The sequence below is a fragment of the Collinsella sp. CLA-ER-H3 genome (assembly GCF_040092425.1).
GTDB lineage: Bacteria > Actinomycetota > Coriobacteriia > Coriobacteriales > Coriobacteriaceae > Collinsella.
On sequence record NZ_JBBNLP010000006.1, the window covers coordinates 104184 to 130095 of the forward strand.

Consider the following 25912-nt stretch of genomic DNA (forward strand, 5'->3'; position numbering starts at 1 on the left):
TTGAACCAATACGGGGGTTGTAAGCGTTACACTTTTGCAATCTGATGGCCCGTATCGCGCGGCGCTCTTGTCGGAGCGCCGCGTTTTTTATATCGAAAGGTGGCACCATGCAGGCATCGCAGCGTCTCGACCGCTTTGGCGCGGAGGTCTTCGCCTCGCTCAACAACAAGCTTCTCGCGCTGAAGGCTCAGGGCAAGACCATTTACAACATGAGCGTGGGCACGCCCGACTTTAAGCCGTACGACCACGTGGTCGAGGCGCTCACGCAGGCGGCCCAAGATTCCGAGATGTGGAAGTATGCCCTGCGCGATCTGCCCGAGCTTAAGCAGGCCGTGTGCGATTACTACGAGCGCCGCTTTGGCGTTTCGGGCATTACGCCGTCTATGGTGCAGTCGTGCAACGGCACGCAGGAGGGCGTGGGCCATTTGGGCCTGGCCCTGCTCGATCCGGGTGACACCATTCTGGTTCCCGATCCGTGCTATCCGGTCTTTGAGGCGGGCGCCAAGATCGCCGACGCCAAGCTCGAGTACTATCCACTGGTCGCCGAGCACAATTACCTGCCCTATGTGGCGGGCATCGACCCCGAGGTCGCCGATCGTGCCAAGTATATGATCGTGTCGCTGCCTGCGAACCCGGTCGGCTCGGTGGGCACGCCCGAGGTCTACGAGGAGATTATCGCCTTTGCCCGCGAACATGATCTGTTGATCGTTCACGACAACGCATACTCCGACATCGTGTTCGACGGCGAGCCGGGCGGCAGCTTCTTGCAGTATCCCGGTGCGCTTGAGGTGGGCGTGGAGTTCTTCTCGCTCTCCAAGTCGTTTAACGTCACCGGTGCGCGTATCGGCTTTTTGGTCGGTCGCGAGGATGTGGTCTCGGCCTTCGCCAAGCTGCGCAGCCAGATTGACTTTGGCATGTTCTTCCCGATCCAGAAGGCCGCCATCGCGTGCCTTAATGGCCCGCGCGATGAGGTCGAGGCGCAGCGTCTGAAGTACCAGGAGCGCCGCGATGCCCTGTGCGACGGTCTTGAGGGCCTGGGCTGGGAGCGACCCAACGCGCATGGCTCTATGTTTGTGTGGGCCAAGCTTCCCGGTGGTCGCACCGATTCTATGGCGTTTTGCGAGGAGCTTATGGAGAAGGCCGGCGTTGTGGTGACGCCGGGCGCGAGCTTTGGCCCTTCGGGCGAGGGGCACGTGCGTATGGCACTGGTCCTGCCGCCCGATCAGATCGCTTTGGCTGTCGAGGCCATTCGCGAGGCGGGCTTGTATTAGAAACCTATTTCGACTCGTCAATAGCTCGAAACCGATTTCGTGCAGTTATTTTACGAATACTGCAAACAATTTCGGTAAACGGTCGATTTTTGGCTGCGAATAGGAGCATAATCAAAGTCCCGATTGGATGTATTGGGATTACGACAAGCCGCTCGGGTCGTTCCCGGGCGGCTTGTTTGTGGAGAGAGATGGGAGTTTCTAATGGTTAACGAGAAGAAGGTCGCTATTGTCGGCTGCGGTTTCGTCGGTTCGTCTTCGGCGTTCGCACTGATGCAGAGTGGTCTGTTCTCCGAGATGGTCCTCATCGACGTGGACAAGAACCGTGCCGAGGGTGAGGCCCTGGATATCGCGCACGGCATGACGTTTGCCGAGCCGATGAAGATCTACGCCGGCGATTATTCCGATGTCGCCGACGCCGCCATGATCGTCGTCACTGCTGGCGCTGCCCAGAAGCCCGGTGAGACCCGCCTGGACCTGGTCAACAAGAACGTCAGCATCTTTAAGTCCATTATCCCCGAGATTAAGAAGTCCGGCTTCGACGGCATTCTACTAATCGTCTCCAACCCGGTCGATGTCCTGACCTACGCCGCCATCAAGATGTCCGGCCTGCCCGAGGGCCACGTCATCGGTTCCGGTACCGTGCTCGACACCGGCCGCCTGCAGCAGATGCTTGGTGCCCACGTTGAGGTTGACCCGCGCGATGTCCAGGCCTATGTCATGGGCGAGCACGGCGACTCCGAGTTTGTCGCTTGGTCCAGCGCTCAGGTTGCCGGCGTTCCGCTGAACACCTTCTGTGAGCTTCACGGCCACTTGGAGCATGAGGCTGCCGAGAAGCGTATCGCCGAGGACGTCAAGAACTCCGCCTACACCATCATCGAGAAGAAGCACGCCACCTACTATGGCGTCGCCATGGCCGTCAAGCGCATCTGCACCGCCGTTATGCGCGATGAGCAGACCGTTCTGCCTGTCTCCTCGCTCATGGTGGGCGAGTATGGCCTGTCCGATCTTGCCATCTCCATGCCGACCGTCGTTGGCCGCGACGGCGTTGTCTGCCGCGTCCCCGTGCCGCTGAACGATGACGAGCAGCATGAGCTCACCGTCTCCGCCAAGGCCCTCAAGGACATCATCGACAGCGTCGATTTCTCCTGCTAAATCAAGCTCGCTAGAGCGAAAAGCTACAATGAAGGCGTCCGGGCCCACACGGTCCGGGCGCCTTTTTGGTGCAAAGTAACCTGACCCCAATGCACCATAGTTGATGGGAGGGCCATGTCGGATTCGCCTAATTTTTTGACCTATGCCCAGACGGCGTTTGATCCGTTTGAGGAGCGGCCGTTCTGCGCGGTGGATAGCCTGGTCTTTGCGTGGCTGTCCTATTTGCGTTTGCCGGGTGATATGGCGGAGCTGACGGACTGGCAGGGCCTAGACGTACGCGAGCTGCTGCGTGCCGAGTGCTACCGGGACATGATTGACGACTTGTGGGACCCAGAGGGGAGCAGGGCCTTGTTGGAGGCCGTGGCAGCAAGCCCTCGCTACCGTGGCGTGCACGTTTGCGGCTATCGTGCCGTGAGCGATGTGGTGGCGACAGAGCAGTTTGCAGCCATGGCGTTCCGGTTTCCGGCGGGGTTTAGCTATCTTTCCTTCCGGGGGACCGACAGCACGATTGTGGGCTGGAAAGAGGACTTTAACATGGCGTTCCGGTGTCCTGTGCCGGCCCAGGAATCCGCGACGCGTTATGTGGACGAGGCGGCGGATGCGATTGACGGGCCGCTTTTGTGCGGAGGTCATTCCAAGGGTGGAAACCTTGCGGTGTACGGTGCGGCGATGTGCCCCGATGTCGCCCGTGAGCGAATCGAACGGGCGTATTCCCATGATGGTCCGGGCTTCGTCGAGGAGTTTCTGAGCGGCAACGCCTTCGCCGACCTATCCGGTCGAATCGACAAGACGCTACCTCGGTCGTCGATCTTTGGCATGATTTTCGAGACACAGGAGGACTATGCCATCGTTGAGAGCACCGAGTTCAGCCTGCTTCAGCATAATCCCTTTAGCTGGGTGGTTGATGGTCGCGACTTCGTGTACTGTGAGCGCCTGTCCGCCGGTGCTCGATACGTTGATGGCTCCATTCGCGAGATGCTGCTTGCGGTGTCGCCTAGCGAGCGCGAGCGTTTTGTAGATGCGTTGTTCTCCGTGCTTGAGGCTACGGGTGCTGAGCGGTTTGCGGATATCGCTGGGAATCTGCGCGAGAGCCTGCCCGTGATGCTCCAGGCTGCGCAAGGCTTTGACAAGGATACACGACGCTTTGTCTCGCAGACTATCGTTGCGATTCTTAAGTGTGCGCTTCTGCCCAAACGTCCCCAGATCGACATGCCCGCTGCCGGCAAGAGCTTGGCAGAACAGCTCGAGGCTTGGCAGTCCGAGCTCCTGCGCTAACCATTGGTGCAAAGCAACCTGTCCCCGATGCACCAATCTTCGATGCGCCTGGGGCGGGATCGACCGCTATACTGGTTCGTGCCGAAATCGATCTAGAACGGAATGCCGTATATGAAAATCAATCACGCGATTCTGCATATCCTGGACTTTGACTCTGCCGTCAACGTCATGAGCCAGCGCGAGCTCGATATCGAAAGTCGTACCGTGCGCAATTTCGTAACCACGCATCTGCGCCGCGCACGCACCTCGGCCGACAATAAACGCGCCACGTTTGCCGAGAACTCTGCGTTCGGCGGCGAGCTCAAGGGCTATTTCTTTGGCGAGCGCGAATTCGTGGACCTGTCGCAGCAGATTGCGGAGTTTATCTCCTCCGAGCTCACCAAAGCCGAGAAAGCCGAGTCTACCGATGTGCTCGTGGCTGATTTTGACGACGATGAGGATGCCCGCTGGTTTGCCGTGATGCTGCTGGGCTCCAAGCAGGCTTTTATGCACGAGGTGGGCCGCGAGGAAGGGGAGGTACGCAACGACATCGCGCGCCACTACGCTATTCTGCCGAATCCCTCGCAAAAGGTGCCAAGCTATGCCATCGTGCGCGCGAGCACCATGGAGATCGGCTACGTGGACAAGAAGCGCAAGATTGCCGGCGAGGATCGTATGCTTATCCCCGATGGCCTGCTGCAGTGCGACACGGGCGTATCGGGTAAGGAGGTCATCGACACCGTGACGCGTGTGGTCGAGGAAGTCGCCGAGGAACACGGTGCCAATACGGCCGTAGCGCTCGCTAAGGTTAAGGCTGCCGTTGCCGAGAAGGTCGAGGATGACGAGGAGCTGCCGCCTTGGGATATCGTCGATGAGGTCTTTGAGGACGAGCCGGTCATCAAAGAGAGCGTGCGCGCGGCACTGACCGAGGAGAAGGTTCCTGAGCGCGTTCCTGTGGAGCGCAAGCAGGTCGAGCGCGCGGCCGTGCGCAATCACAAGATTCGTACCGATACGGGCATCGAGATCAGCTTCCCGGCCGAGATGGGTTCGAATTCCGAGTACATTGAGTTCGTCAATGAGCCCAACGGCCTCATCTCCATCGAACTCAAGAATATCGGCAGCATCGAGAATCGATAAGTTGCGTTACGTCTACAGCGAGAAAGCAAAGGCCGAAGCTCTTTGGGGCTTCGGCCTTCTTGTTTGGGGATGAATTGCCCCGCAGGTTGGGCATACGTCAGCGAAAACGCGGTTTGTCAAAACCGCGTAACTATTAAAGTTGACGTAAGCCCTCTTCCAGGCCGGTCTTGCTGTTGGTCTTCTCGTCGCGCATCTTGATGACGCGGGCGGGGACACCGGCCACGACGGCGCCGGCGGGGACGTCCTCGACGCACACGGCGCCGGCGGCAACGACAGCGCCCTTGCCTACGTGCACGCCCTCCAGGACCACGGCGTTGGCGCCGATCATGACATCGTCCTCGATGATGACGGGCGTGGCGCTGGCGGGCTCCACAACGCCTGCCAGCACGGTGCCGGCGCCGATGTGGCAGTTCTTGCCCACGGTGGCGCGGCCGCCCAGCACGGCGCCCATATCAATCATGGAGCCTTCGCCAATGACGGAGCCGATGTTGATGATGGCGCCCATCATGATGACGGCGCGATCGCCGATCTCGACGCGGTCACGGATGATCGCGCCCGGCTCGATGCGGGCGTTGATGCCCTTAAGGTCGAGCATGGGCACGGCGGAGTTGCGGCAATCGTTCTCCACGTCGTAGTAATCGATGGAATCGGCGTTGGCGTCCAGGATGGCCTTAAGCTCATCCCAGTCGCCAAAGACGGTCTTGCCGCGACGACCGCCGTAGACATGTGCGTCGCCCCAAGCAACCTTCATGCCCGGCTTCTCGCGCACGTACAACTTGACGGGCGTCTTTTTGGGCGCGGTGGCGATGTAGTTGATAATCTCCTGTGCATCCATCTCGGCTGCGTTACTCATTTGCTATCTCTCCTTTGGGCGGATTCGGTTGATACCTGGTTAGGCAAACATGACCTGGTCGAACGTATAGAAGCCGGGTTCGCGGGTGACGAGCTTCTGGGCGGCGGCCAGGGCGCCGTTGACGAAGATCTGACGGCTCGTGGCGCGGTGGGTGAGCGTGACCTCCTCGTCCTGGCCAAAGAAACTCACTTCGTGGACGCCGGCGACAGTGCCACCGCGCAGCGAGTGCATGCCGATCTCCTTGGGATCGCGTGCGCCGCACATGCCCTCGCGTCCGTAGACGGGGTGGTAGCCTGTCTCGGGCTCGGCCTCGACTACGGCGTCGAGCAGCAGCTTGGCGGTACCGCTGGGGGCGTCGACCTTTTGGTTATGGTGCGTCTCGACGATTTCGCAGTCAAAGCCGGGCAACTCGCGCGTGGCCTGGGCCACTAGATGACGCAGGGCTGCGATGCCGATGGAGTAATTGCCCGAATGCATAACGCGGGTGTTCTGGCCCAGCTCACGCAGACGGTCCATCTGCTCGGGGGTGTAGCCTGTGGTGCCTGAGACCAATGCCGCGCCCGTGCGCTCGACATAGGCGACGACGGCATCGAAGGTCACGACGTTCGAGAAGTCGATAATCACATCGGCAGCCGGTGCGTTCTCGAGCTTGCTCAAATCGAAGCCAATCTGGGCCACGATATCAAAAACGGGTTGACCGGCGGCGTCGACAACGCCCTCGGCGGTGGTGCGGATGAGCGAGCCCATGCGGCCCGTTCCCATAATGACGGTCTTAATCAAGCAGACCAGCCCCCTTCAGAGCATCGGTAAGTGCAGAGCGCGTGTCGTCTGCCATGGGGCACAGCGGCATGCGGTAGTTTGCCTCGATCATACCCATCTGGGCGAGCGCCTCTTTGACGGGGATGGGGTTGACCTCACTAAAGAGGGCATTGATGAGCGGCTGGCCGGCAATCTGTATATCGCGGGCGCGCGCTACGTCGCCGTCCAGATAAGCGCGGCACATGTCATGTACGAGCTGCGGCTGCACATCGGCCCACACGCTGATGGTGCCCGAAGCACCCAGGCTCATGAGCGGTACGGTAAGCGCGTCCTCGCCCGAGTACATGCGGAAGTCGTCTGACAGCAGGTGGGCGATCTTGGCCGCGTAGGCGACGTTGCCCGAGGCCTCCTTAATACCCATGATGTTGGGGTGCGCGGCCAGGCGCTCTACGTTGCGCTCGCTGATACCGCAGCCGCAGCGGCCGGGGATGTTGTACAGGATGCAGGGGATGTCCACGGCATCGGCGACGGTCTTAAAGTGCTGATAGATACCCTCTTCATTGGACTTGTTGTAGTAGGGGGTGATGAGCAGCAGACCGTCGGCGCCCAGGCCCTGGTAAGTAAGCGACTTGGTGAGCATGGTCTGCGTGGAGTTGGAGCCCGAGCCGGCAATGACGGGGACGCGTCCTGCAACATGCTTGACCACGGCGGCGACGACGGAGTTGTCCTCGTCGTCGGTCATCGTGGCGCTCTCGCCGGTGGTGCCCAGGGTGAGGATGGCGTCGGTGCCGTTTTGCAGGTGGAAATCGATAAGGCGCTCGAGTGCGTCAAAGTCGACACTGCCATCCTTTTTAAACGGCGTGACGAGGGCGACGATTGAGCCCTCGAGATTGCGGATGTCCATGTTCTTCTCCTTCGCGTCCGCGATCTGGATGCGTTTGTTCCATTGGGCGGCGACTGCCAGGCGCTCGTCTTGGGCGCGACGGCGGGCACTTTCGGCGCGCGACTTGGCCAGCAGCTCTCGGCCGCTCGGCAGCACGTCGAGCGTGGCAAAGTAATCGCCCGGGCGCTCGGCGCGGCGGATGAGGTCGGCCGAGCCATCGGGGCGCAACAGGACCTCAGCGGAGCGCAGGCGTCCATTGTAGTTGTAGCCCATGGAGTAGCCATGCGCGCCGGTATCGTGGATCACAAGCAGGTCGCCCATGTCGATATGCGGCAGCTCGCGATCGATGGCGAACTTGTCGTTGTTCTCGCACAGATTGCCCGTGATGTCGTAGGTGTCCGTGACGGGCGCTGTGGTCTTGTCGTCGCCACCCGGCTGGCCCATCACCGTAATGTGGTGGTAAGCGCCATACATGGCAGGACGAATCAGATCGACGGCACTGGCGTCCACGCCGATATAGTCCTTGTAGATCTGCTTCTCGTGGATGGCCTTGGTGACCAGGCATCCGTAGGGGCCCATCATAAAGCGACCCATCTCGGTGCAGATCGCCACATCGTCCATGCCGGCGGGGACCAGAATCTCGTCGTAGGCTGCGTGTACGCCCTCACCGATGGCGTGAATGTCGTTAGCCTGCTGCTCGGGCAGGTAGGGGATACCCACACCGCCGGACAGATTGATAAAGGCGACATGTGCGCCGGTCTCGCGCTCCAGGCGCACGGCAAGTTTAAAGAGGATGCGTGCGAGCTTGGGATAGTAGTCGTTAGTGACGGTGTTACTGGCAAGGAAGGCATGGATGCCAAAATTCTCGGCGCCCTTGGCCTTGAGCATGCGGAAGGCCTCAAAGAGCTGCTCGGTGGTCATGCCATATTTGGAGTCGCCCGGGTTGTCCATGATGCCGTTGGAGAGCTGGAACAGACCGCCTGGATTAAAGCGGCAGCTGACCGTCTTGGGGATGGGCCCCGCAACGCGCTCAAAGAACTCGATGTGGCTGATGTCGTCAAAATTGACGATGGCACCCAGCTTGTCGGCGAGCTCAAAGTCGGCAGCCGGTGTGTCGTTGGACGAGAACATGATGTCGTGTCCCGTGATACCCAGTGAGCGGGCGATCATGAGCTCGGTATAGCTCGAGCAATCGCAGCCGCAGCCGTATTCGTTGAGAATGGAGATGAGCGCCGGGTTGGGATTGGCCTTGACGGCAAAGTATTCCTTAAAGCCCGGGTTCCATGCAAAGGCGTCGCGTACTTCTTGCATGTTGCGGCGGATGCCCGCCTCGTCGTATAGATGAAACGGCGTGGGGAACTGCTCGACGATATGCTCGAGTGTCTCCTTGTCCACAAACGGCTGCTTGGCCGCATATGCCTCGTTGGGGGTCAATGCCATGTCCCGTAAACCTCGCTATCCAGACGGCGCCATCTGCGCATCGAATCCGCATAGCGTGGACCCAATGTCCGGATAGCGCTCCCGCATTGCTGCAGACAGTCCTGTGGGTGTTTCCCACAGGCCCACCAGGTTGTTCGTGCCCGAAAAACCCAGTTCGGCGGGTTTCGCCTCCCCACGGGGTCAAAGTCTGCCGACTCGCCCGTGGCTCTTCGTGCCCGCGCCTCTATCAAGTGGTAAAGACCCTATCACGTTGCACTTTACCAAACAAGAGTATTCGTATATAACGTTTAAAAAATGCAGCAATATGCTGGAAACATGTGTGCCACAATCCTGTATCACAATAAGTTGCAACAGATGTGCCTCACGAAGGGATTCTCTATGACCGAGCTCCAAGAACTCCGTCGCTATCGCCGCGATCTCCATCGCATTCCGGAGCTCGATTTCGATCTTCCGCAGACTATTGCCTATATCGAGGGCGTGTTGGCGCCGCTCGCTTGCGAGGTGACCCATCCGTGCCCCAGCTGCGTCTGCGCTTTCTTCGACGCCGGCGTTGGTGCCGCGCATGCCACAGCGATTCGCGCCGATATGGATGCGCTGCCCATCGCGGAGGCGACGGGAGCGGCCTTTGCCTCGACCCATCCCGGCAAGATGCACGCTTGCGGACATGATGGACACATGGCCATGGCACTTGCCGCCGCGACGTATGTCGACCGTACGATTCGCGAGCAGCCGGGCGTCATTAGGCGCAACGTTCTCTTTGTGTTCCAGCCGGCCGAGGAAACGACCGGTGGTGCTAAGACGGTATGTGAGAGCGGTGTGTTCGAATGCTACGGGGTCGACCGCATTTTTGGCTTCCATGTGTGGCCCGATCTGCCCGCCGGCACGTTGGCGAGCTGTTCCGGCCCGCTGCTGGCGCGTTCGAGTGAGACACACATTCATATTCACGGGACGAGCATCCATATCGCTAAGACCTATGGCGTTCCGGTCGAGGAGTCGCACGATGCGGCGCTGGCGGCTGCCAAGTTCTTGGTTGCCGAGCGCGAACTGATGGACGAGCTGGGCACCGACGAGCCCTGTATCGGCAAGTTTGGTCTGCTGCAGGCCGGTACCGTCTGCAATGCGGTGGCGGGGGAGGCCCATGTTGCCGGCAGCCTGCGTGTGTTTACGGACGACATGTTCGACCGGGCGCGCGAAGGCGTGCGCCGCGTGCTGGACGATGCCTGTGCCGCAACAGGCTGTACGTACGATCTCGACTTTGCCGAGGGCTATCCGCCAGTCGATAACGACCCCGAGCTGTTTGCCTGCATTGCGCTTGCCTTGTCCGAGCTGCAACTTGTGGACGAGCCGCTGCTGATCGCCGAGGATTTCGCGTTCTATCAACGCCATCTGCCGGGCGTGTTCTTCTTGCTGGGCACGGGCGTGCCAGAAGGACAAGAAAACCCGATCGACGCTGATGACTGCCCAGCCTATGCGATGAGCGCTCTGCATACCGATAGCATGCTCTTCGACGAGGAAATCCTACTCAAAGGCCTCGATGTCTACAAACGATTGCTTGGCTTGGAGTGACGATGGAACGACGCCGACAGACTGCCGTTTATAGTCCCGGTGGGTGTGGATGTGGCTTGTTGTTGCTTCCGGTTATTGCTGTGAGCATTGGCGTGATGTTTGCGCTTGCTGGGCTGGCTGCGGCGGCACTCGTACTGTTTATCACTGCCATCGGCGTGACGATTTGGCTCTGCCGCAATCGCGAGCGACGCCGTGCCGGCGGTAAAACCAATGTCGGCTGGGTTGTATTCCTGGTCATTGCGTACCCGCTGAGTGTCAGCTACCTGGTGTTCTTTGTCCTGTTGATGGTCAGTGCCTTTACCGGGGAATCCGTCACGGTGGGTTGATGCACTGCCAGCAGACGGTTGCGCAAAGTGCGTTTGCTCGGCGTTTGGATAACTGCATTGGCCGTTTACCGCAACCTTAGCTCTCAGCTAATGAATTCAAGTTTAATCCTTCCTACGATGTGCTGTGTGCCGGCACGGTAGCCGGATCGTAGGAAGGATGAATAATGGCAAAAGAGGGAAAGAAGCCGATCGGTAAGATTGTCCTAGGCGTCATCGTGGTGCTGGTTATTGTCGGTGCCGTGGGCTCTATGGGCGGCAACTCAACCGATTCGCCTGCGAGCGATTCGGCAAAACCTGCCGAGACGACACAGCAGGCTGAGGAGCAAAAAGAACCGCAAGAACCGTATACCATTGCTGACGAGGCTGAAGACACTTCCAATCAGTTTGCCTATAAGATCACGGGGACGCTGACCAATAACACGGACAAGGAAAAGAGCTACATTCAGATTGAGTATGTTCTGTATGATGCTGATGGCAACCAGGTTGGAACGGCTCTTGCAAACACCAATCATCTGAAGGCGGGCGGCTCCTGGAAGTTCGAGGCGCTGGGCACGGTGTCTCCCGATCAGGTCGCCAGTTGGGAGCGTTCGGACGTAAGCGGTTTCTAGCATGTTGTATGCACTGGGGGAGGTGAAGTCGTATGCCCGATAAAAAGCTGACTGACGAGTTACTCAATGAGCTTCTCGACGCGCCAAACATCGATGGCTATATCAAAGAACACGACTTTGCCGCCCCGTCGCTTTCGAACTACCTGAAGCAGCTACTGCAGGAAAAGGGCTTGGAGCGCTCGCGCGTAGTTCGTATGGCCGATCTCAATGAGACCTTTGGCTATCAGATTTTTACCGGTGCGCGGCATCCGAGCCGCAATAAGGTGCTGCAGATTGCCTTTGCGATGGCGCTGACGCTCAAAGAGACTAACCGTGCGCTGACGGCTGCCGGGGTAAGCGTCCTTAACTGCAAGGACCGCCGCGATGCGATTATCATCTTTTGCATCGATCGTGGGTGCAGCCTCCAAAAGGTCAACGAGGAGCTGTATCGCTTTGGCGAGGAGACGGTGAGTTAGCGGCTGATATCTGAGCCGGCGGAGCTGCCGAACAACGATGCAAACGAACGGGGCGCGGATGCCATGGGGTGTCTGCGCCCTGCGCTATGATGGAGGCTATGGATACTCAGACCCCAACATATTCCGATGACGAGCTGACCGCAGCGCTTGCCGAGCACCTGGCGTCGCTCGATTGCGACGACAGCTATCGCGTGGAGCGTGTACTTAAGCGCTCGACCGTTGAAACAACCGAGCTCGTGTACTTTGAAGGAACCGGCGGTGGCTCGCTCGGCCCCTTTGTCCGTAAACGCATCGATGCTTCGGCTCAAATCGGCGGGGCATACGAGCGTCTGTTTGCCGTTCAGCGGGCAGGCAGGCGTTTTGAGCACCTGCCCAGAATCGTCGATTGTCGTCGTGTGGGCGACGAGCTCAACGTGGTTATGGAATACATCGAAGGGGAGACGCTCGGGGCGCTGGTGGACCGTCTGGGAGCCACCCCCGATTATGCGCGTGAATTGTATCCTGTCCTTTGCGACGCCGTGGGCGAGCTCCATGCCGGTTTTGCAATGGCGGGGGAGACGTCGGCGCCGGTGATCCATCGTGACCTCAAGCCGTCGAATATCATCGTGACAGGTGCCAACTATACGCCTGATGACGGCCTGACGTTTTCATCGCTGGTGATTATCGACCTGGGGATCGCGCGCGTATGGCACGATGGCGCCGATGCCGACACCGTCAAGTTTGGCACGCGACCCTATGCGCCGCCCGAGCAGTATGGGTTTGGGCAGACGAGCGTGCGAAGCGACGTCTACGCACTTGGCGCCCTGTTGTTCTTCTGCTTGACGGGAGTCGACCCTAAGCCAGGGCTCGACATGCGCGAGCAATGCGAGGCGCGCGGCATTCCCACTCCACTTGCCGATGCCGTCTGCATGTCGATGGCGCTCGACCCGGCCAAGCGTTTTGCGAGTGCGGAAGCGTTGGGACGGGCGACGCGCGCGGCATACGATCTGAGTCGCCCCGTGCGGCCTCCTGCGCCTGCGCCTGTCCGTACTCCGGCCTCGGAGACGGTGTTGACGCCCCAAGGGCTCCAGAACCCCACAGGGCTTCCTAGGCCTGCCGCCTCCGCTGCATGCGGTCTGCTCTCTCGCGTTCCGGAGTCTCTGGGGCGTATTTGGAATACGCTCGTCTGCTTCTCGCTGCTTGTGTTCTTTGCCGGAAGTCACTTTGCCGTCTTTCACCCCACGGGAGCAAATCAAGGCTACCCGACGTGGCTTCTCATAATCGAGTATTTTTTCTTTGTCGATGGCCTTATGGTGCTTATGCATTTCGCACTGCTCGATAAGCGCCGTCTTCGTCGGCGATTCGCACTGCTCGACAGCTATCGCGGCAAGAAACTCGCGAAACTCTGGCTCAAGGCATTGGGTGTGCTGCTCCTATGCATGATTGTCATAGTCGCGGTTGCCAATGCGACCGGCGTCGTCGATACCTCCGCTACCTAAAAGAAAAGGACCCCATTGGGGCCCTTTGCAGTTGCACTTAGATGCGGTTCATCTGAGCGGCGACTTTGTTGTACCAGTCCTGCCACGTGGGCGGGCAGTACTTTTTGGCCGCTGCCGGGGTAAGGGTGGAGCCGTAGTTGGCGCCCAGATAGGCAACGTGAGCGGAGATGCCCTCGCTCCAGCTGCCAAAGCTGCGCCAACCGCCGCCACGTGCACTCCAGCCCCAGGCGTTGTAAGAATTGGCGCAATAAGCACCCTTGGTGCTCTCGATGCAGGCGATGGCGGGGGACCAACGGGGGTCGACACCGGTATTCCAAGCGGCGACGGCAAAGTTATAGCCCTGGCCTGCCATGGGGGAGCCGGCGAGATAATTGTCGATGCGGCCTGTCCACTCATTAATGAACGAATCGTAATCGGAGCTACCAGTATTGGAGCTGTTCACCGTGGTGTCGATGGTGGTGTTGGTGTTGGTGGCCTGGCTGCTGGAATTGCTGCCGCTTACGCCCTCGCCCGAGAGCTTCTCGGCGGCAGCGGCCTTATCGGCCTCAAGCTTGGCAAGCTCGGCGGCATTTTCCTGCTCGGCTTTTGCCTGTGCCTCGCTGCGGAGCTGCTGGGCCTGTGCCAGCGCATCCTCGGCGTTTTTCTGCTCTGCCTCAAGCTGAGACTTGGCCTGCTGGAGCTCAGCCTTGTTCTGCTCGAGTTCGGTTTGCATGTTATTGAGCTGTTCGATCTCGTCGACGCTCGAGCTCGTGATCTGGTTGGTGTATTTGCAGGTCGTGATGAACTCACCCAGGCTCTGTGCGTTGACCAGGAAGCTCACGATGGGATTGGTGCCCTTCTGATACTTGTACAGATCGCGCATGGCGGAGCTTGCCTTGGCCTGCTGCTCGGGAAGCTTGGCCTCGATTTCCTCGATGCTTGCCTCATTGGAGTCAATCTGCTTTTGCAGGTCATCGAGTTTGGTGCGGGCGTCGTTGTAGGCGCTCGTGGCGGCTTCGATCTTCTGCTGGGCTGCGGAAAGCTGGTCCTGCGTTGCCTGCGAGGCGGCATACGCCGCAACGGGGGAGAGCATCGGCGTGGCCGTCAGCGCAACGGCGAGCACGGCGCTCGTGATGATACGAGCCGGCTTCGACGCAATGAACGCTGCGGTGCGATGATTCGAATGCTGCATCCAGTCCCTCTGCAATCAATCGTAGGTTATGGTTCGAACGGTATTCTACTACTGCTTTCGACCTCAACTTGAACCTTAAAGGTTCCAAAGGGTCAAGTTGAACTTGAGGCTTTGGCTTTGACCTGCAGTTATGATGAATTGTTGAGAAACCATAGAGTTCAACTTTAACGTTACAGAGCTCTGTTTGAGAGGAGTTTTGGGCTGTAAAAGCCATCTCAACGTGGGGTTTTATAACTACAGCGTGCCCTTCTGGCGAGCCTGCTCAATCTCTTCGAGGGCCTCGGCGGGGGTGAACGAACAGGTGCCGTCGCCGAGCTTGACTACCTGGATTTCGTCACCAGCGTTGACCTCTCCGCCCTTTAGTACCACGCCGAAAACGCCCTCGTGGGGAAAGATGCAGTCGCCGGCGAGATAGTAGATGGCGCAACGGGTGTGGCAGACCTTGCCGATTTGGCTGATTTCGACGAGCACGTCGCTTCCAAGCTTGAGCTGTGTGCCCAAAGGGAGCGAGAGCAGGTTGATGCCCCGGGTTGTGAAGTTCTCCCCAAAGTCACCCTCGTGTACGTCGAGCCCGCGTGCCTGCGCCGTCTGGATGGACTCCGCGGCTAAAAAGGAAACCTGACGGTGCCAATGTTCGGCGTGAGCATCGGTGGCGAGGCCAAATTGCTCTATAACGGTGTCGCGTCCATCGGCGACGGGCGACTTGCGAGTGCCCTTGTGTACCGACGTGTTGATCGAGACGATGTGGGCGGGTCCGTTGTAGGCGTCGTTTGCCGTGCACAGGGGAGCGGTCGCTTTCGCACGTTTCGCCAGCTCGCGCCTCGCGGCATTGAGGATGGGATTATCGGTCGGATGGTCTTGGGGCACGTGCGCGCCTTTCGCTCGAGGATGTCAATACACTGAATCCTACAACAATGGTAGGTTCATTGCCCGTTGTCATACAACGGTGAGCGCCGTCTTCGTGCTGGCCTTCGTGCTGGACGATTACGTCGATTGCCATAGATACGGTGGAGCTTTGGGCGCCGGCGGCTTGGCACGCTAGAATAAATCAGTTGCGCAAAGACCGCCCGTTGTGTGGGCAGTTCATGATAGGAAGTTTCCATGGCATTGCAATTTACAGAGCGCGAGTTCATTCCCGTGCTGCTTGGTGGCGACATCAACGCCTATTCGGTGGCGCGCGCCTTCTACGAGGAGTACCAGGTCAAGAGTCTGGTCTTTGGCAAGTATCAGACGGGTCCCGCGTACCGCAGCCAGATTATCGACTACACGCCCAACGTGGATATCGACACCATGCCCGTGATGCTCAAAACCGTCAACGGCATTGCCCAAGCGCATGCCGACAAGACTATTGTCCTTGTGGGCTGCGGCGACAACTATGTCGCTCTCGTGGCTCAAGCCAAGGATGCTCATGAGCTGGCGGATAACATCGTCGCTCCCTACGCGCCCTACAGCATGCTCGAGCAGTGCCAGAAGAAGGAGATCTTCTACGAGCTGTGCGAGAAGCATGGCGTGCCCTATCCACACACGTTTACCTTTACCAAGGCGATGCTCAATGCTCAGGGTGAGGCGCCTGCCGAAGTGCTCGACCAGATCGATTTTCCTTACCCGATGATTCTGAAGCCTTCTGACGGCATCATGTGGTGGCAGCATGAGTTCGAGGGCCAGAAGAAGGCCTATGAGATTGCCGACCGCGCCGAGCTGGAACAGGTCATTCGCGATTCGTATGCCAGCGGCTACACCGACGATCTGATCTTGCAGGATCGCGTGCCCGGCAACGACGAGTACATGCGCGTGCTCACCAGCTATTCCGACCGCAACGGTAAGGTCCGCATGATGTGCCTGGGCCATGTGCTGCTCGAGGAGCATCAGCCCCACGGTGTCGGCAACCATGCCTGTATCATTACCGAGCCTAACGACGAACTCATGGGCGGCGTGCGCAAGCTGCTCGAGGACCTTCACTTTGTGGGCTATTCCAACTTTGACGTTAAGTACGACGAGCGCGACGGCTCGTTTAAGTTCTTCGATTTCAACACGCGCCAGGGTCGCAGCAACTACTACGTTACCAACAGCGGCTTTAACGTTGCCAAGTATGTGGTGGACGAGTATGTGTTCAACCGTCCGTTTGAGCCGGAGTTTGTGACGGCTCAGGACGAGGCCCTGTGGATGGTCGTCCCCATGGGCGTCGTCGACAAGTACGTCAAGGATCCCGAGCTGCGCGCTAAGGTGCATCGCCTGGACAAGGAAGGCAAGGGCGCCGACCCTTCGTTTATGAAGGGCGACTTTGTCTTTAACCGCTGGCTGCGCATGTGGCACACCAAGCTGCGCCACTTTAAGCTGTTCAAGACGTATTACAAGTAGATGAGCGCGGCGCCCGTCCGGTTTGCATCGGGCGGGCGCGGGTATGATACGCGCAATTGCGCAAGCGTCACCAAGGAGGCGGCGATGGAAAAGCTGGGAGTTATCGGCGGCATGGGCGCCGAGGCCACGTCGTATTACTACGACCAGGTGGTGCGTCATACGGCTGCTGCCTGCGATCAGGAACATATCGACATGGTGGTGCTCTCCAAGTCGACCATGCCCGACCGCACGTTGGCCATTAAGACCGGCGAGCATGCCAAGCTGCTGGCGACCATGAAAGAGTGTGCCCAGGCACTCGAGTCGCTGGGCTGTGCGCACATTGCCATTCCCTGCAACACGTCGCACTACTTCTACGACCAGATCCAGTCGTTTACGAAGGTGCCGATTATCCACATGCCGCGTGAGTCGGTGCGCTATGCTCTGGCCGGTGCGGTGATGGGGGAGTGCGAGTTCGACCCCAACCTGAGTATGCCGGCCGAGCCGGTGCACAAGATTGGCATTATGGGCACCGACGGAACCGTGGGCGCGGGTGTCTACGGCCGCGAATGTAAGGCTGCGGGTGTTGAGGTCGTCTATCCCAGCGAGAAACGTCAGAACGATGTGATGTCGCTTATCTACGATGATGTGAAGGCCGGACGTGAGCCCGATATGGATAAGTTCGACCGCGTGATGTGGGAGTTCGCCCGTAGCGGCTGCGACCGCGTCATTCTGGCCTGCACCGAGCTCTCGGTGCTGCAAAAGTACCGAGAGATGCCCGAGATCACCCTCGACGCCATGGATGTCCTAGTGCGCGAATCCATCATCCGCAGCGGCGCCCCCTACCGCCTCTAGCTTCCGACCTGTCAAAAAGGGACAGGTTAATTTTGGTAGGTTTTATCTGGTGAAACAGTAAAGGCCTCGGCTCGTTTGGTGCGAGCCGAGGCCTTTTGCGTTGGGCTGTTGCTGTCGGTGGTGAACTATAACAGGAAGCCGATGGCGATGAGGGCGATGCTGACGATGAGCACGGCGATGTCCAGGCCCTTGATGGGGTAGCGCTTGTACGAGCTGGCGCGCGTACGCAGATAGAAGCCGCGCTGTTCTGCCGCCAAGGCTGTGGCATCGGTCTTGCCCACGCTCGAGATGAGCAGTGGCACACACAGTGGCAGCATGAGCTTAAGCTTCTTGATGGGGTTCTTGGTGTCATACTCGACGCCGCGTGCGGTCTGCGCCTCCATGATGGCGTTCATCTCCTGACCAAACACCGGCACAAAGCGCAGCGCCGTGGTAAAGGTGAAGGCATAGCGATACGGCACGTGCAGCACCTCGACGCAGGCGTTGGCAAGGTCGTTGAGTTTGGTCACCATGAGCATGAGGATGAGTGGTAACGCCACACCCAGCAGGCGCAGGCAGGCCTTCGATCCTGTGATGAGGCCCGTGTCGGTGATGAAACCCCACACCACGTTGCCATCGCGCATAAAGGCCAGCTGGAGCACCAGCATGATAAGCGCGAGCGGAATCAGCAACTTGAGCAGCGAGAACAGACGGTCGACGACGCCGGCGTAGGCACCCAGCGCAAGGGTGAGTGCCAAAAAGCCCAGCAGCGCCACGTAGGTGTCGGACAAAAAGATGCCGACGATGATGGCGGCGGCGAGGCCCAGTTTGATGACGGGGTTCAGGCGATGCAGCAGCGTATCGCCCGGCATGTAGTCGATGACGTTAACCACGGTGGACCATCTCCTTGGTAATTCGAACGACATCGGTGACCTCGCTCACCTGCGCAAAAGCGGGCGAGACGGAAGATGCCAGACGGCGCGAGAGTTCGATGACCTGGGGCGGCTCAACGTAGGCACGCTGCATGAGATCGATGTTCGAGAATAGCTCGTGCGTGCGGCCGCGGTCGAGGATGCGGCCGTCGGCCATTACCACGATGCGCTCGGCAAAGTCGGAGACAACTTCCATGTCGTGGCAGACCATGATAACGGCGCAGCCGCGCTCGGCCATGGTGCGCACGGTTTCCATGACGGTCATGCACTCGCGGTAGTCAAGGCCGCTCGTGGGCTCGTCGAGCACGACGATCTTGGGCTCAACCACTACGACGGAGGCAAGCGCCACCATTTGTCGCTGGCCGCGCGAAAGCGAGAAGGGCGCCTCGTCGGCCGGCAAGCCAAAGCGATCGATGACCAGCTGGGCGCGACGCAGGGCCTCGGCGCGGTCCATGCCGCCCAGTTCCAAGCCAAAGGCGACCTCGTCGAGCACGGTGTCCTTGCAGATCTGACGGTCGGGGTTTTGGAAGAGGGTCGCGACCTCGCGGGCAATGCGGCTCGTGGGAACGGCTGCGGTATCCAGTCCCGTGACGCGCACGCTGCCCGAGGCGGGCTTGAGCAGGCCCGTGAGCAGCTTGGTGAGCGTGGTCTTGCCGGCACCGTTTTGGCCGACGATGCCCACGAGCTCGCCAGGATAGAGCGTCAGGCTAAGGTCGTGTACGGCGGCGCCTCCATGGGGGTAGGAAAATTCGACATGGTCAAAGGTGAGCACCGGCTCGGCGTCTTTCGCATGCGGGCGCAGCGATGGCGCGTGCGGGGAGCCTGCGGGCGCCCGGGTGTCGCTTGTCGCACGGTCGGGGTCGACGATTTCCGTGATTAGGCGTTCTGCCTCGTCGACATCCAGACAGGGCGTGCCGCTTACCAAGCCATCGGTCTCGAGGCTGTTGAAGATGCGCGTGACGCGCGGACAATCGACGCCGATGGTGCGAAGCTCGTCGGTGCGTGCGAAGACCTCGTGTGGCTCGCCCTGCAGCGCGATTTCGCCATGGTTGAGCACGAGCACGCGGTTGCAGTACTCCGAGAGCAGGGCGACCTTTTGCTCAACGACGACGATGGTGATTTCAAGTGCGCGGTTTGCCTCACGCAGCGTCTCGAAGACCAATGTGGAGCTGGCGGGGTCGAGTGCCGCGGTGGGCTCGTCGAGAACCAAGACGCGCGGACGCATGGCGAGGATGGCGGCGATGGCTACCTTTTGCTTCTGTCCGCCCGAGAGGGTGGCGATCTCGCGGTCGCGCAGGTCGCTGATGCCGACGGTCTCGAGCGTTTCGCTCACACGCTGCTCGATCTGGTCGTGGGGAACGCCAAAGTTCTCGAGGCCAAAGAGCATCTCGTCCTCGACGATCGAGGCGACCATCTGCGTGTCGATATCCTGCAGCACGCTGCCGACGATTTGCGACACGTCGGTGAGCGAGACTTCGCAGGTGTCGTGGCCGTCAACCATGACGGACCCAAAGAACGTGCCGGTGTAGTGGTGGGGCACGGCACCTGACAGGCAGGCGGCAAGCGTGGACTTGCCGGCGCCCGAGGGCCCGATGATGCCGATGAAATCTCCCTTGTTCACGCTGAGCGAGATGTGGCTGAGCGCCTGCTCGGTCTGCGTGCCATAGGAGAACGAGACATCGTCGACGTTGATGATCGTTTCCATGGATACCTTTCATAGTCATTGGGGACGTTCTTACATGACCAGTTGTTTAAGACCGTCCCAAAAAAGCTCGTTGTTTGGGACGGTCTTTGGTGGTGAAGCACGGAGACGGCTTTACGAGGGGCCCCAGGTTGGCGCGAAAGAGGAGCGAAGCGTACTTGGGTACGCGAGCGACGAATGAACGCCAAGATGGGGTGGCTCGTAAAGCCGAGCGGGTTAGTTGAGCCTAAGGGCCTTCTGGATGGGCAGGTAGAGGGCGCCGACCAGAATGGCGTTGAAGACGGCGGTCATGGCGACGACGGGCAGCATGGCGGCGGCGAGCTCGCCGACCACGCCGAGCATGGCCATCTTGATGACCATGAAGATGACGCCGGAGACAAAGGTGGTCAGGAAGGTTGCGGCAATGGCGATGGCGGGCTTGACCTGACCGTCCTTGCCGGCGGCGTTGACGATGCCGGCCATGAGCATGGCGGCGATGCCCTCGGCGGCAAAATCGACGAACGGCGAAGTGGTGGTGATCTGGATCACGGCTGCCGAGATGAGGCCAATGACGAGCGCCTGGCCGATGTTGGGGCGAACGACCAGGATGGTGAGGCAGAAGGCCGAGATGATGAACTCGGGGCTGATCATGCCGCCCGAGATGCCTGAGATGGCCTTGCCGACGGTGAAGTTGAGGATGAAGCCGGCGGCGAGCAGGATGGCGAGCAGGACGAGAGCGCGGACGTCGAGTTTGCCGCGGTCGGCGGTCTGGACGGTGCGGGGCTGGGTGGCGGTGGTGTTCTGAGACATGGTGAAAATCCTTTCTGAAGGGAAGCGCAGGGGAAAAGCGGAGGCGCGTGATGCGAATGCGATCGGGCTCGAGATAGAAAAAGGCCCCCGGTCGAAACCGGAGGCCTTCCAATCACCTAGAGCGCAAAAACAGGCGTGAGGGACTCACTGTCGACCGATCGTATTCGCATCACGCCACCACCAGTTGTTGAGAGACTTCATCGTGTTCTTCATGTTGGTGGCTCCTTTCGTGATACCGTGGCACGGTCGCACCTAGTTGCTGTTGCGCTGCACTATAGCACAGCGAAGTGCGTGCGGGGAAATCTTTTTTGAAAAGATTTCAGGCGGGTTTCCCGCCGGTCAAAAGAGCGGGCTGGGCGGGCGAGGCTGCCATTGCTGCCTTGCCCGCCCAGCTAAGACGTTACTCCTTATTGCGACGGTAGAGGAAGTAACCGCCCGCGGAGATGACGGCAACGCCAGCGATGGCGAATGCGGCCACCATGCGGCCATCAAAACGATCGCCAGTGGTGGGCAGGCCGCCCTTGGTGTTCGTCTTGTTAGTGGTTACCGTGGTCGTGGTGTCGGACTTGCTAGGCTTCTCAGGCTTGGCGGCTGGCTGCTCGGGCTTAGCGGGCTGCTCGGGCTTAGCGGGCTGCTCGGGGGTACCGGGCTGCTCAGGAGTACCAGGCTGCTCGGGAGTGCCGGGCTGATCCGGGGTGACCGGATCGGTGGCAAGAGCATCCTTGGCGTAGGTGATGGACACCTTGAGGCCGTTGGTCTCGGTGTTCAGGTCGCTTGGGGTGAAGGGCTGGTCGAAGTTTTCGGCCTTCTGATAGGCGCGCATCTCCTGGAGCAGTGCCTTGCACTTCTTGTAGGTGTTCTCGGTAGCAGCCTTGCCGGCCTTGTTGGCCAGGGCAGTGCGGCCCTCGGTGGTCGTCTCGGCCAGCATGGCGGTGTCGACTTCCTTGTTCTGCTCGATGAGCTCGTTCTGGAGCGCATCGAGGTAGGTGCGGACGCTGGTGGCGAATTGTGCGCGGTTCGCGAAGCAAAGCGAGTTGATGTCCATCAGGACGTAGTTAATGGAGTTCTCGGGCTCCTCGTTGTTCACGATGTCCGTCTCGCTGCAGTGACCATAATCAACGGTCTGGTCGCTGAAGTAGGGGCTGACTTCGGTCATCAGAGCGGAGTATAGCGGGATAGCGACGGAGAACTCGGCGCAGGAGAGCATCTCCCACTGGATGGTTGCAACCTCGGGGTCATAGCCCTTTCGAATCTGGAAGAGGTTGGCCTCGGCGTTGCGGTCGGAACCGATGCTGCTGACACCGTCAGTATTGGCATTAAGGCCGGGGACTTTTTCACCGCGGTTGCCGAAGGCGCGAATCAGCTCAAACGTGTTCCAGTCGGACTTGCTGGGCTGGAAGAACAGCGGCTGCATCTCATGAACCATGGCACCGAGCGTGACGTCATTCTTGTCCTTGTCCTTGACGATCTCGTAGTCGGTGCCCTCGGTCAGCGGAGCCATAAAGTAGTCACGGCCCTGGATATAACGCGCCCAAGAGCCCATGCCCGTATTGTTGATAGATACACCGTAGGTCTGGGCAACATCGAACTGTCCGTCTTCAAAGTACTTGGCGAAGCCCTTCTCTTCGGGCATAGTCTTGATCCCCTCAGAGTGGAGGCAGTTCTCAGGATCGTCAAGATTGACCTGGAAATTGAGGTTACTAATGTTGGGGTTGACCGAAGCGACGTCGTCGGTCAGCTTCATAGCGATCCACTGGTGGCCGGAAAGCGCGGCGAACAGCCAAGTTTCGGTGTTGTCGGCGATGACAATCTGGTCGTTGGAGCAGACGCCCTGCTCGTCAATTAGACTGCCGATAAGCTCGACGCCCTCGCGGGCCGTTGCGCTCTCGCCCAAGATGACGCCCGCGTAGCTGTACTCGCCGATGCCGGTATTTTTGACCTCGGGATTTGCTTTGTGGGCATGCTCGGTCGTGGGATCCGCTGCCTTGGCATCGTCGTTGTAGGAGGTGCTCAGTGTTGCGGAGCAGGAGACGCCCTTCTCATTGATGCCGGCCTCGGAGTAGGCATCCCAGCGTCCGTCCCACTCAGCAGGATGGTCGCGCACGTAGCTGTAACGATACGTAGTCTTGGTCGAGGTGTAGGAGAATCCGGACTCGTTCGAGCTGTAGGTATGACCAGGGCCATAAGAGGGCTCGATGCCATAGTGTTTGAGGTAACGAGTGCCAATGTCCTCGGTGCGGCCATAGTACGTGTTACCGTCGGCCGTAAGGTTCTTGCCCATGTACATCTGCGTGCAGGCGAGCGCAGATGTCGGCATGGACATGATGGTTGCAGCTCCAAAGGCGAGGCCTATGCCAAGCTTTTTGAGCGCGTTGACGGGGTGAGTTTTCCTCATTTTCCCTCCCAGCGTGCGAAAGCCCTCCGTTGCCAGAGGGCTTCAGCCAATAAAGACACCCCATTAGCGTAACGAACTGGAAACAATATTCATCTATGAAAGAAACTTACTCGATAAGCGTAATGAAATATGCGATGAGCGGTTAATTGTACTCAGTTTATAGCTTTACTTTAATAAAGACGCCCTGTAATTACTGTAGTCGAATAAAGTAGCTGGGAATGCCCGAAATGAAAATCCCCTGCTGTTTGGCAAATGCATAAACGGCAGGGGAGACGATAATTGGATGAATATCATACCAATGTAGATTTACTTCTTTCGGCGGTGAATCACGTTGATGGCGTAACCGACGAGCATGGCCAAGACGATGACAATAAAGCCGATCAGGGGATTGTCGTTCATGGGGTCCTCCTATTTTCCGAGCGGTGAGAATTCGTCGACGATGAGGTCGAGGCATTGCGGAAGCGCGCGGGCACCAAAGACGCCCGAGTTGCTGGAGATGATCTCGCCATCGAACTGCATGCCCAGCGACGGCGTGCAGGTGATCTTGGCTTCCTTGGTCTGGATGATCTTGAACTGCGGACGGCCGAGCAACTTGCCGGCGGGGTCGAGCGCGGCGGTGATCACGGTCGGGAGCAGCTGGACGGTTTTTACGGGCTCGATGACCGCGATGTCGACCATGCCGTCGTTCATGCGGCAATCGGGGAACAGGTTGATGTCGTTTTGAATGACCGAGGTGTTGCCGGCCATGCAGCAGATGCCATCGAGCTCCTCGACAATGCCGTCATGCTCAATCGTAAAGTGCGCTACCGTAGGGTTGGGCGTGGCGAGCGCAGAGAGGAAGTAGGCGATCTCGCCGATGTCGTTTTTGGTGGGGGCGGCCTTCATCATGATCTCGGCGTCGAAGCCCGAGCCGGCGATGATGATAAAGCCGTGGCGCTTCTCGTTGCCGTCTTCGTCGAGCCAAAAGAGCTCGCCCATGTCTACTTTGACCGTGCGACCGGCGCGGCAAGCCTTGGCAAGCGCCGCCGCCTCGGGGGCATTGCCGATGTTGTTGAAGAACAGGCAGGCCGTACCGGAGGGGAAGACGAGCGTGGGGACACCGCATCCGCGCATCTGGTCGAGCACGTTGGAGACAGTGCCATCACCGCCCGAAACGACCACGCGATCAAACTCGCGCACGTCTGCCACGGCGTCCTCGGGTTCCATGCCATCGCCGATAAAGCGCATCACGACCTCGTCGCCGCCCTGTGCAAGGGCGTGCGTGAATGCGAAGATTTCATCTGAGCTGGGGCCCGATGCCGGGTTGTGGATGATAAGGCAGCGCATACTTACGTTCCCGTTCTGTGACTAACCGAGTATAGTTGTAAGGCAATGCCGATATCCTACCCGTGTTTTTCGGGCCTAACCTTATTCGATGGGTTGATATGTACATTTCCACACATCAGGCTCTACTCGACTTTTGCCAGCGCGCCCGTGAGTTCGACGCGATTGCCGTCGATACCGAGTTTTTGCGCGAGCGCACGTTCCATCCGCGCCTGTGCTTGGTTCAGATTGCCACCCCTGCCGAGAGCGTCGCGGTCGATCCCCTGGTGATCGACGACCTATCGCCGCTGGCCGAGCTTATGGCAGACGAGAGCGTGACTAAGGTCTTCCACGCCTGCTCGCAGGATATGGAGGTTATGCTCCATACCGTGGGCGTGCTGCCACGACCGATTTTCGATACGCAGGTCGCCGCTGCCTTTTTGGGCGAGCGCCAGCAGATTTCGTATGGCGCGCTTGTTCAGACGTTTTGCGGCGTCTCGCTGCCCAAGACCGAGTCGCTGACCGACTGGTCGCGTCGCCCGCTGACCGATAAGCAGATTGAGTACGCGATTGATGACGTCAAGTACCTGATCGTCGCCTATACCGAGATGATGAGTCGCCTGCGCGAGCTGGGCCGTGTGGACTGGGTGCTCGACGAGCTACGCCCGCTGGCTGACGAGTCGCACTATCGCGCCGACCGTCACGAGGCATTCCGCAAGGTCAAGCGCATCAACTCGTGCAGCCGCCACCAGCTGGGCATCGCGCGCGAGCTCGCCGCCTGGCGCGAGGACCGCGCCGAGCGCCGTAACATCCCGCGCAAGTGGGTCATGTCCGACGACACGCTGCTTGCGCTCGTCAAGCGCAATCCCGTGCGCGTTGAGGAGTTCCGTAGCATTCGCGGTACCGATCAGTTGGGGGAGCGCGACGTGGACGGTGCGCTCATGGCCATCAAGCGCGGCGCAAGCTGCCCGCACGATCGCCTGCCGCTCATGGTGCGCGGGCATCGCCAGATCTCTCCGGAGCTGGAGAGCGTGACGGATCTCATGTACGCGCTTATCCGCCTGGTTGCCGAACGCTCGGGAGTGGCGACCTCGGTCATTGCCTCGCGCGATGACCTGGCCGACTATATTGAGCATCCCGAGCAGAGCCCCTTGCGCGAAGGCTGGCGCTTTGAGCTTGTGGGCTCGCGCCTGGACGATCTGCTCTCGGGCAACATGGGACTCACTGTGAAGGACGGCAAAATCGAGCTTTTGTAGTTACGCGGTTTGCCA

22 protein-coding genes and 1 riboswitch are annotated in these 25912 nt (G+C 59.5%); of the genes, 12 read left to right on the forward strand and 10 right to left on the reverse strand.

The features are described from left to right. Nucleotides 1-107 precede the first annotated feature (107 nt). From AAAX32_RS06470 to AAAX32_RS06485, 4 genes are all read left to right on the forward strand, one after another. On the forward strand, nucleotides 108-1271 hold the full coding sequence (locus tag AAAX32_RS06470) for an aminotransferase class I/II-fold pyridoxal phosphate-dependent enzyme (protein ID WP_349100317.1): 1164 nt from the start codon (nucleotides 108-110) through the stop codon (nucleotides 1269-1271). Nucleotides 1272-1472: 201 nt separating this feature from the next. Beyond that, complete coding sequence (locus AAAX32_RS06475; RefSeq protein ID WP_022094138.1) at nucleotides 1473-2423, forward strand: L-lactate dehydrogenase; 951 nt, start codon at nucleotides 1473-1475, stop codon at nucleotides 2421-2423. Nucleotides 2424-2537: 114 nt separating this feature from the next. Continuing rightward, entirely contained in the window at nucleotides 2538-3698 is a 1161-nt protein-coding gene (locus AAAX32_RS06480; RefSeq protein ID WP_117840191.1) for an Mbeg1-like protein, read from the forward strand. A 111-nt stretch (nucleotides 3699-3809) separates the two neighbouring features. After that, nucleotides 3810-4814 (forward strand): nucleoid-associated protein, encoded by a 1005-nt coding sequence (locus AAAX32_RS06485; RefSeq protein ID WP_022094136.1) that lies wholly within the window; start codon nucleotides 3810-3812, stop codon nucleotides 4812-4814. A gap of 133 nt (nucleotides 4815-4947) precedes the next feature. Here AAAX32_RS06485 and dapD read toward each other — a convergent pair whose 3' ends face one another. Genes dapD through dapA form a run of 3 tightly spaced genes read right to left on the reverse strand, consistent with a single transcriptional unit; the run spans nucleotide 4948 to nucleotide 8749 of the window. Further along, complete coding sequence (gene dapD / locus AAAX32_RS06490; protein ID WP_230317452.1) at nucleotides 4948-5667, reverse strand: 2,3,4,5-tetrahydropyridine-2,6-dicarboxylate N-acetyltransferase; 720 nt, start codon at nucleotides 5665-5667, stop codon at nucleotides 4948-4950. Between the two features lie 39 nt (nucleotides 5668-5706). Beyond that, the gene (gene dapB, locus AAAX32_RS06495; protein ID WP_196025600.1) at nucleotides 5707-6447 is read right to left on the reverse strand and encodes a 4-hydroxy-tetrahydrodipicolinate reductase; all 741 of its coding nucleotides are present in this window, start codon (nucleotides 6445-6447) and stop codon (nucleotides 5707-5709) included. Next, nucleotides 6440-8749, reverse strand: coding sequence for a 4-hydroxy-tetrahydrodipicolinate synthase (gene dapA / locus AAAX32_RS06500; RefSeq protein ID WP_349100319.1), 2310 nt, complete (start codon nucleotides 8747-8749; stop codon nucleotides 6440-6442). The genes dapB and dapA overlap by 8 nt, the downstream gene beginning before the upstream one ends. A gap of 65 nt (nucleotides 8750-8814) precedes the next feature. Beyond that, nucleotides 8815-8983, reverse strand: a riboswitch (Lysine riboswitch). A gap of 144 nt (nucleotides 8984-9127) precedes the next feature. Between dapA and AAAX32_RS06505 the strand changes: the two genes are divergently transcribed. The 5 genes from AAAX32_RS06505 to AAAX32_RS06525 all read left to right on the forward strand — a co-directional run bounded on the left by AAAX32_RS06505 (nucleotide 9128) and on the right by AAAX32_RS06525 (nucleotide 13182). Next, the gene (locus AAAX32_RS06505; protein ID WP_249934359.1) at nucleotides 9128-10315 is read left to right on the forward strand and encodes an N-acetyldiaminopimelate deacetylase; all 1188 of its coding nucleotides are present in this window, start codon (nucleotides 9128-9130) and stop codon (nucleotides 10313-10315) included. Nucleotides 10316-10371: 56 nt separating this feature from the next. Continuing rightward, nucleotides 10372-10641 carry a hypothetical protein gene (locus tag AAAX32_RS06510; RefSeq protein ID WP_195361209.1) on the forward strand — a complete coding sequence of 90 codons (270 nt, stop codon included), beginning with the start codon at nucleotides 10372-10374 and terminating at the stop codon, nucleotides 10639-10641. 164 nt (nucleotides 10642-10805) lie between these two features. Then, entirely contained in the window at nucleotides 10806-11249 is a 444-nt protein-coding gene (locus AAAX32_RS06515; RefSeq protein WP_347478277.1) for an FxLYD domain-containing protein, read from the forward strand. 32 nt (nucleotides 11250-11281) lie between these two features. After that, nucleotides 11282-11704: a hypothetical protein gene (locus AAAX32_RS06520; protein ID WP_022094127.1), complete on the forward strand. Its 423-nt coding sequence runs from the start codon at nucleotides 11282-11284 to the stop codon at nucleotides 11702-11704. Between the two features lie 98 nt (nucleotides 11705-11802). Continuing rightward, on the forward strand, nucleotides 11803-13182 hold the full coding sequence (locus tag AAAX32_RS06525) for a protein kinase (RefSeq protein WP_349100320.1): 1380 nt from the start codon (nucleotides 11803-11805) through the stop codon (nucleotides 13180-13182). A 37-nt stretch (nucleotides 13183-13219) separates the two neighbouring features. On the opposite strand, the gene AAAX32_RS06530 is transcribed toward AAAX32_RS06525, so the two are convergent. After that, complete coding sequence (locus AAAX32_RS06530) at nucleotides 13220-14353, reverse strand: glucosaminidase domain-containing protein (protein WP_055287231.1); 1134 nt, start codon at nucleotides 14351-14353, stop codon at nucleotides 13220-13222. A 234-nt stretch (nucleotides 14354-14587) separates the two neighbouring features. Next, on the reverse strand, nucleotides 14588-15220 hold the full coding sequence (locus tag AAAX32_RS06535; protein ID WP_349100321.1) for an MOSC domain-containing protein: 633 nt from the start codon (nucleotides 15218-15220) through the stop codon (nucleotides 14588-14590). A gap of 234 nt (nucleotides 15221-15454) precedes the next feature. Between AAAX32_RS06535 and AAAX32_RS06540 the strand changes: the two genes are divergently transcribed. Together AAAX32_RS06540 and AAAX32_RS06545 are read left to right on the forward strand one after the other, a co-directional pair. Next, nucleotides 15455-16711 (forward strand): ATP-grasp enzyme, encoded by a 1257-nt coding sequence (locus tag AAAX32_RS06540; RefSeq protein WP_035137907.1) that lies wholly within the window; start codon nucleotides 15455-15457, stop codon nucleotides 16709-16711. Nucleotides 16712-16795: 84 nt separating this feature from the next. Continuing rightward, nucleotides 16796-17542, forward strand: a complete 747-nt coding sequence (locus AAAX32_RS06545; RefSeq protein WP_040358337.1) for an aspartate/glutamate racemase family protein — start codon at nucleotides 16796-16798, stop codon at nucleotides 17540-17542. A 125-nt stretch (nucleotides 17543-17667) separates the two neighbouring features. Here the strand turns inward: AAAX32_RS06545 and AAAX32_RS06550 are convergent, their stop codons facing one another. From AAAX32_RS06550 to AAAX32_RS06570, 5 genes are all read right to left on the reverse strand, one after another. Further along, nucleotides 17668-18414 (reverse strand): energy-coupling factor transporter transmembrane component T, encoded by a 747-nt coding sequence (locus AAAX32_RS06550; RefSeq protein ID WP_349100322.1) that lies wholly within the window; start codon nucleotides 18412-18414, stop codon nucleotides 17668-17670. Next, nucleotides 18407-20158 (reverse strand): energy-coupling factor transporter ATPase, encoded by a 1752-nt coding sequence (locus tag AAAX32_RS06555; protein WP_349100323.1) that lies wholly within the window; start codon nucleotides 20156-20158, stop codon nucleotides 18407-18409. The genes AAAX32_RS06550 and AAAX32_RS06555 overlap by 8 nt, the downstream gene beginning before the upstream one ends. Nucleotides 20159-20371: 213 nt before the next feature. Beyond that, complete coding sequence (locus AAAX32_RS06560; protein WP_349100324.1) at nucleotides 20372-20944, reverse strand: hypothetical protein; 573 nt, start codon at nucleotides 20942-20944, stop codon at nucleotides 20372-20374. A 400-nt stretch (nucleotides 20945-21344) separates the two neighbouring features. After that, nucleotides 21345-23339 (reverse strand): C69 family dipeptidase, encoded by a 1995-nt coding sequence (locus tag AAAX32_RS06565; RefSeq protein WP_117759026.1) that lies wholly within the window; start codon nucleotides 23337-23339, stop codon nucleotides 21345-21347. 408 nt (nucleotides 23340-23747) lie between these two features. Continuing rightward, complete coding sequence (locus AAAX32_RS06570; protein WP_117759024.1) at nucleotides 23748-24665, reverse strand: diacylglycerol kinase family protein; 918 nt, start codon at nucleotides 24663-24665, stop codon at nucleotides 23748-23750. Between the two features lie 98 nt (nucleotides 24666-24763). On the opposite strand from AAAX32_RS06570, the gene rnd reads away from it, so the two are divergent. Next, the gene (gene rnd, locus AAAX32_RS06575; protein WP_006234315.1) at nucleotides 24764-25897 is read left to right on the forward strand and encodes a ribonuclease D; all 1134 of its coding nucleotides are present in this window, start codon (nucleotides 24764-24766) and stop codon (nucleotides 25895-25897) included. Nucleotides 25898-25912 lie beyond the last annotated feature (15 nt).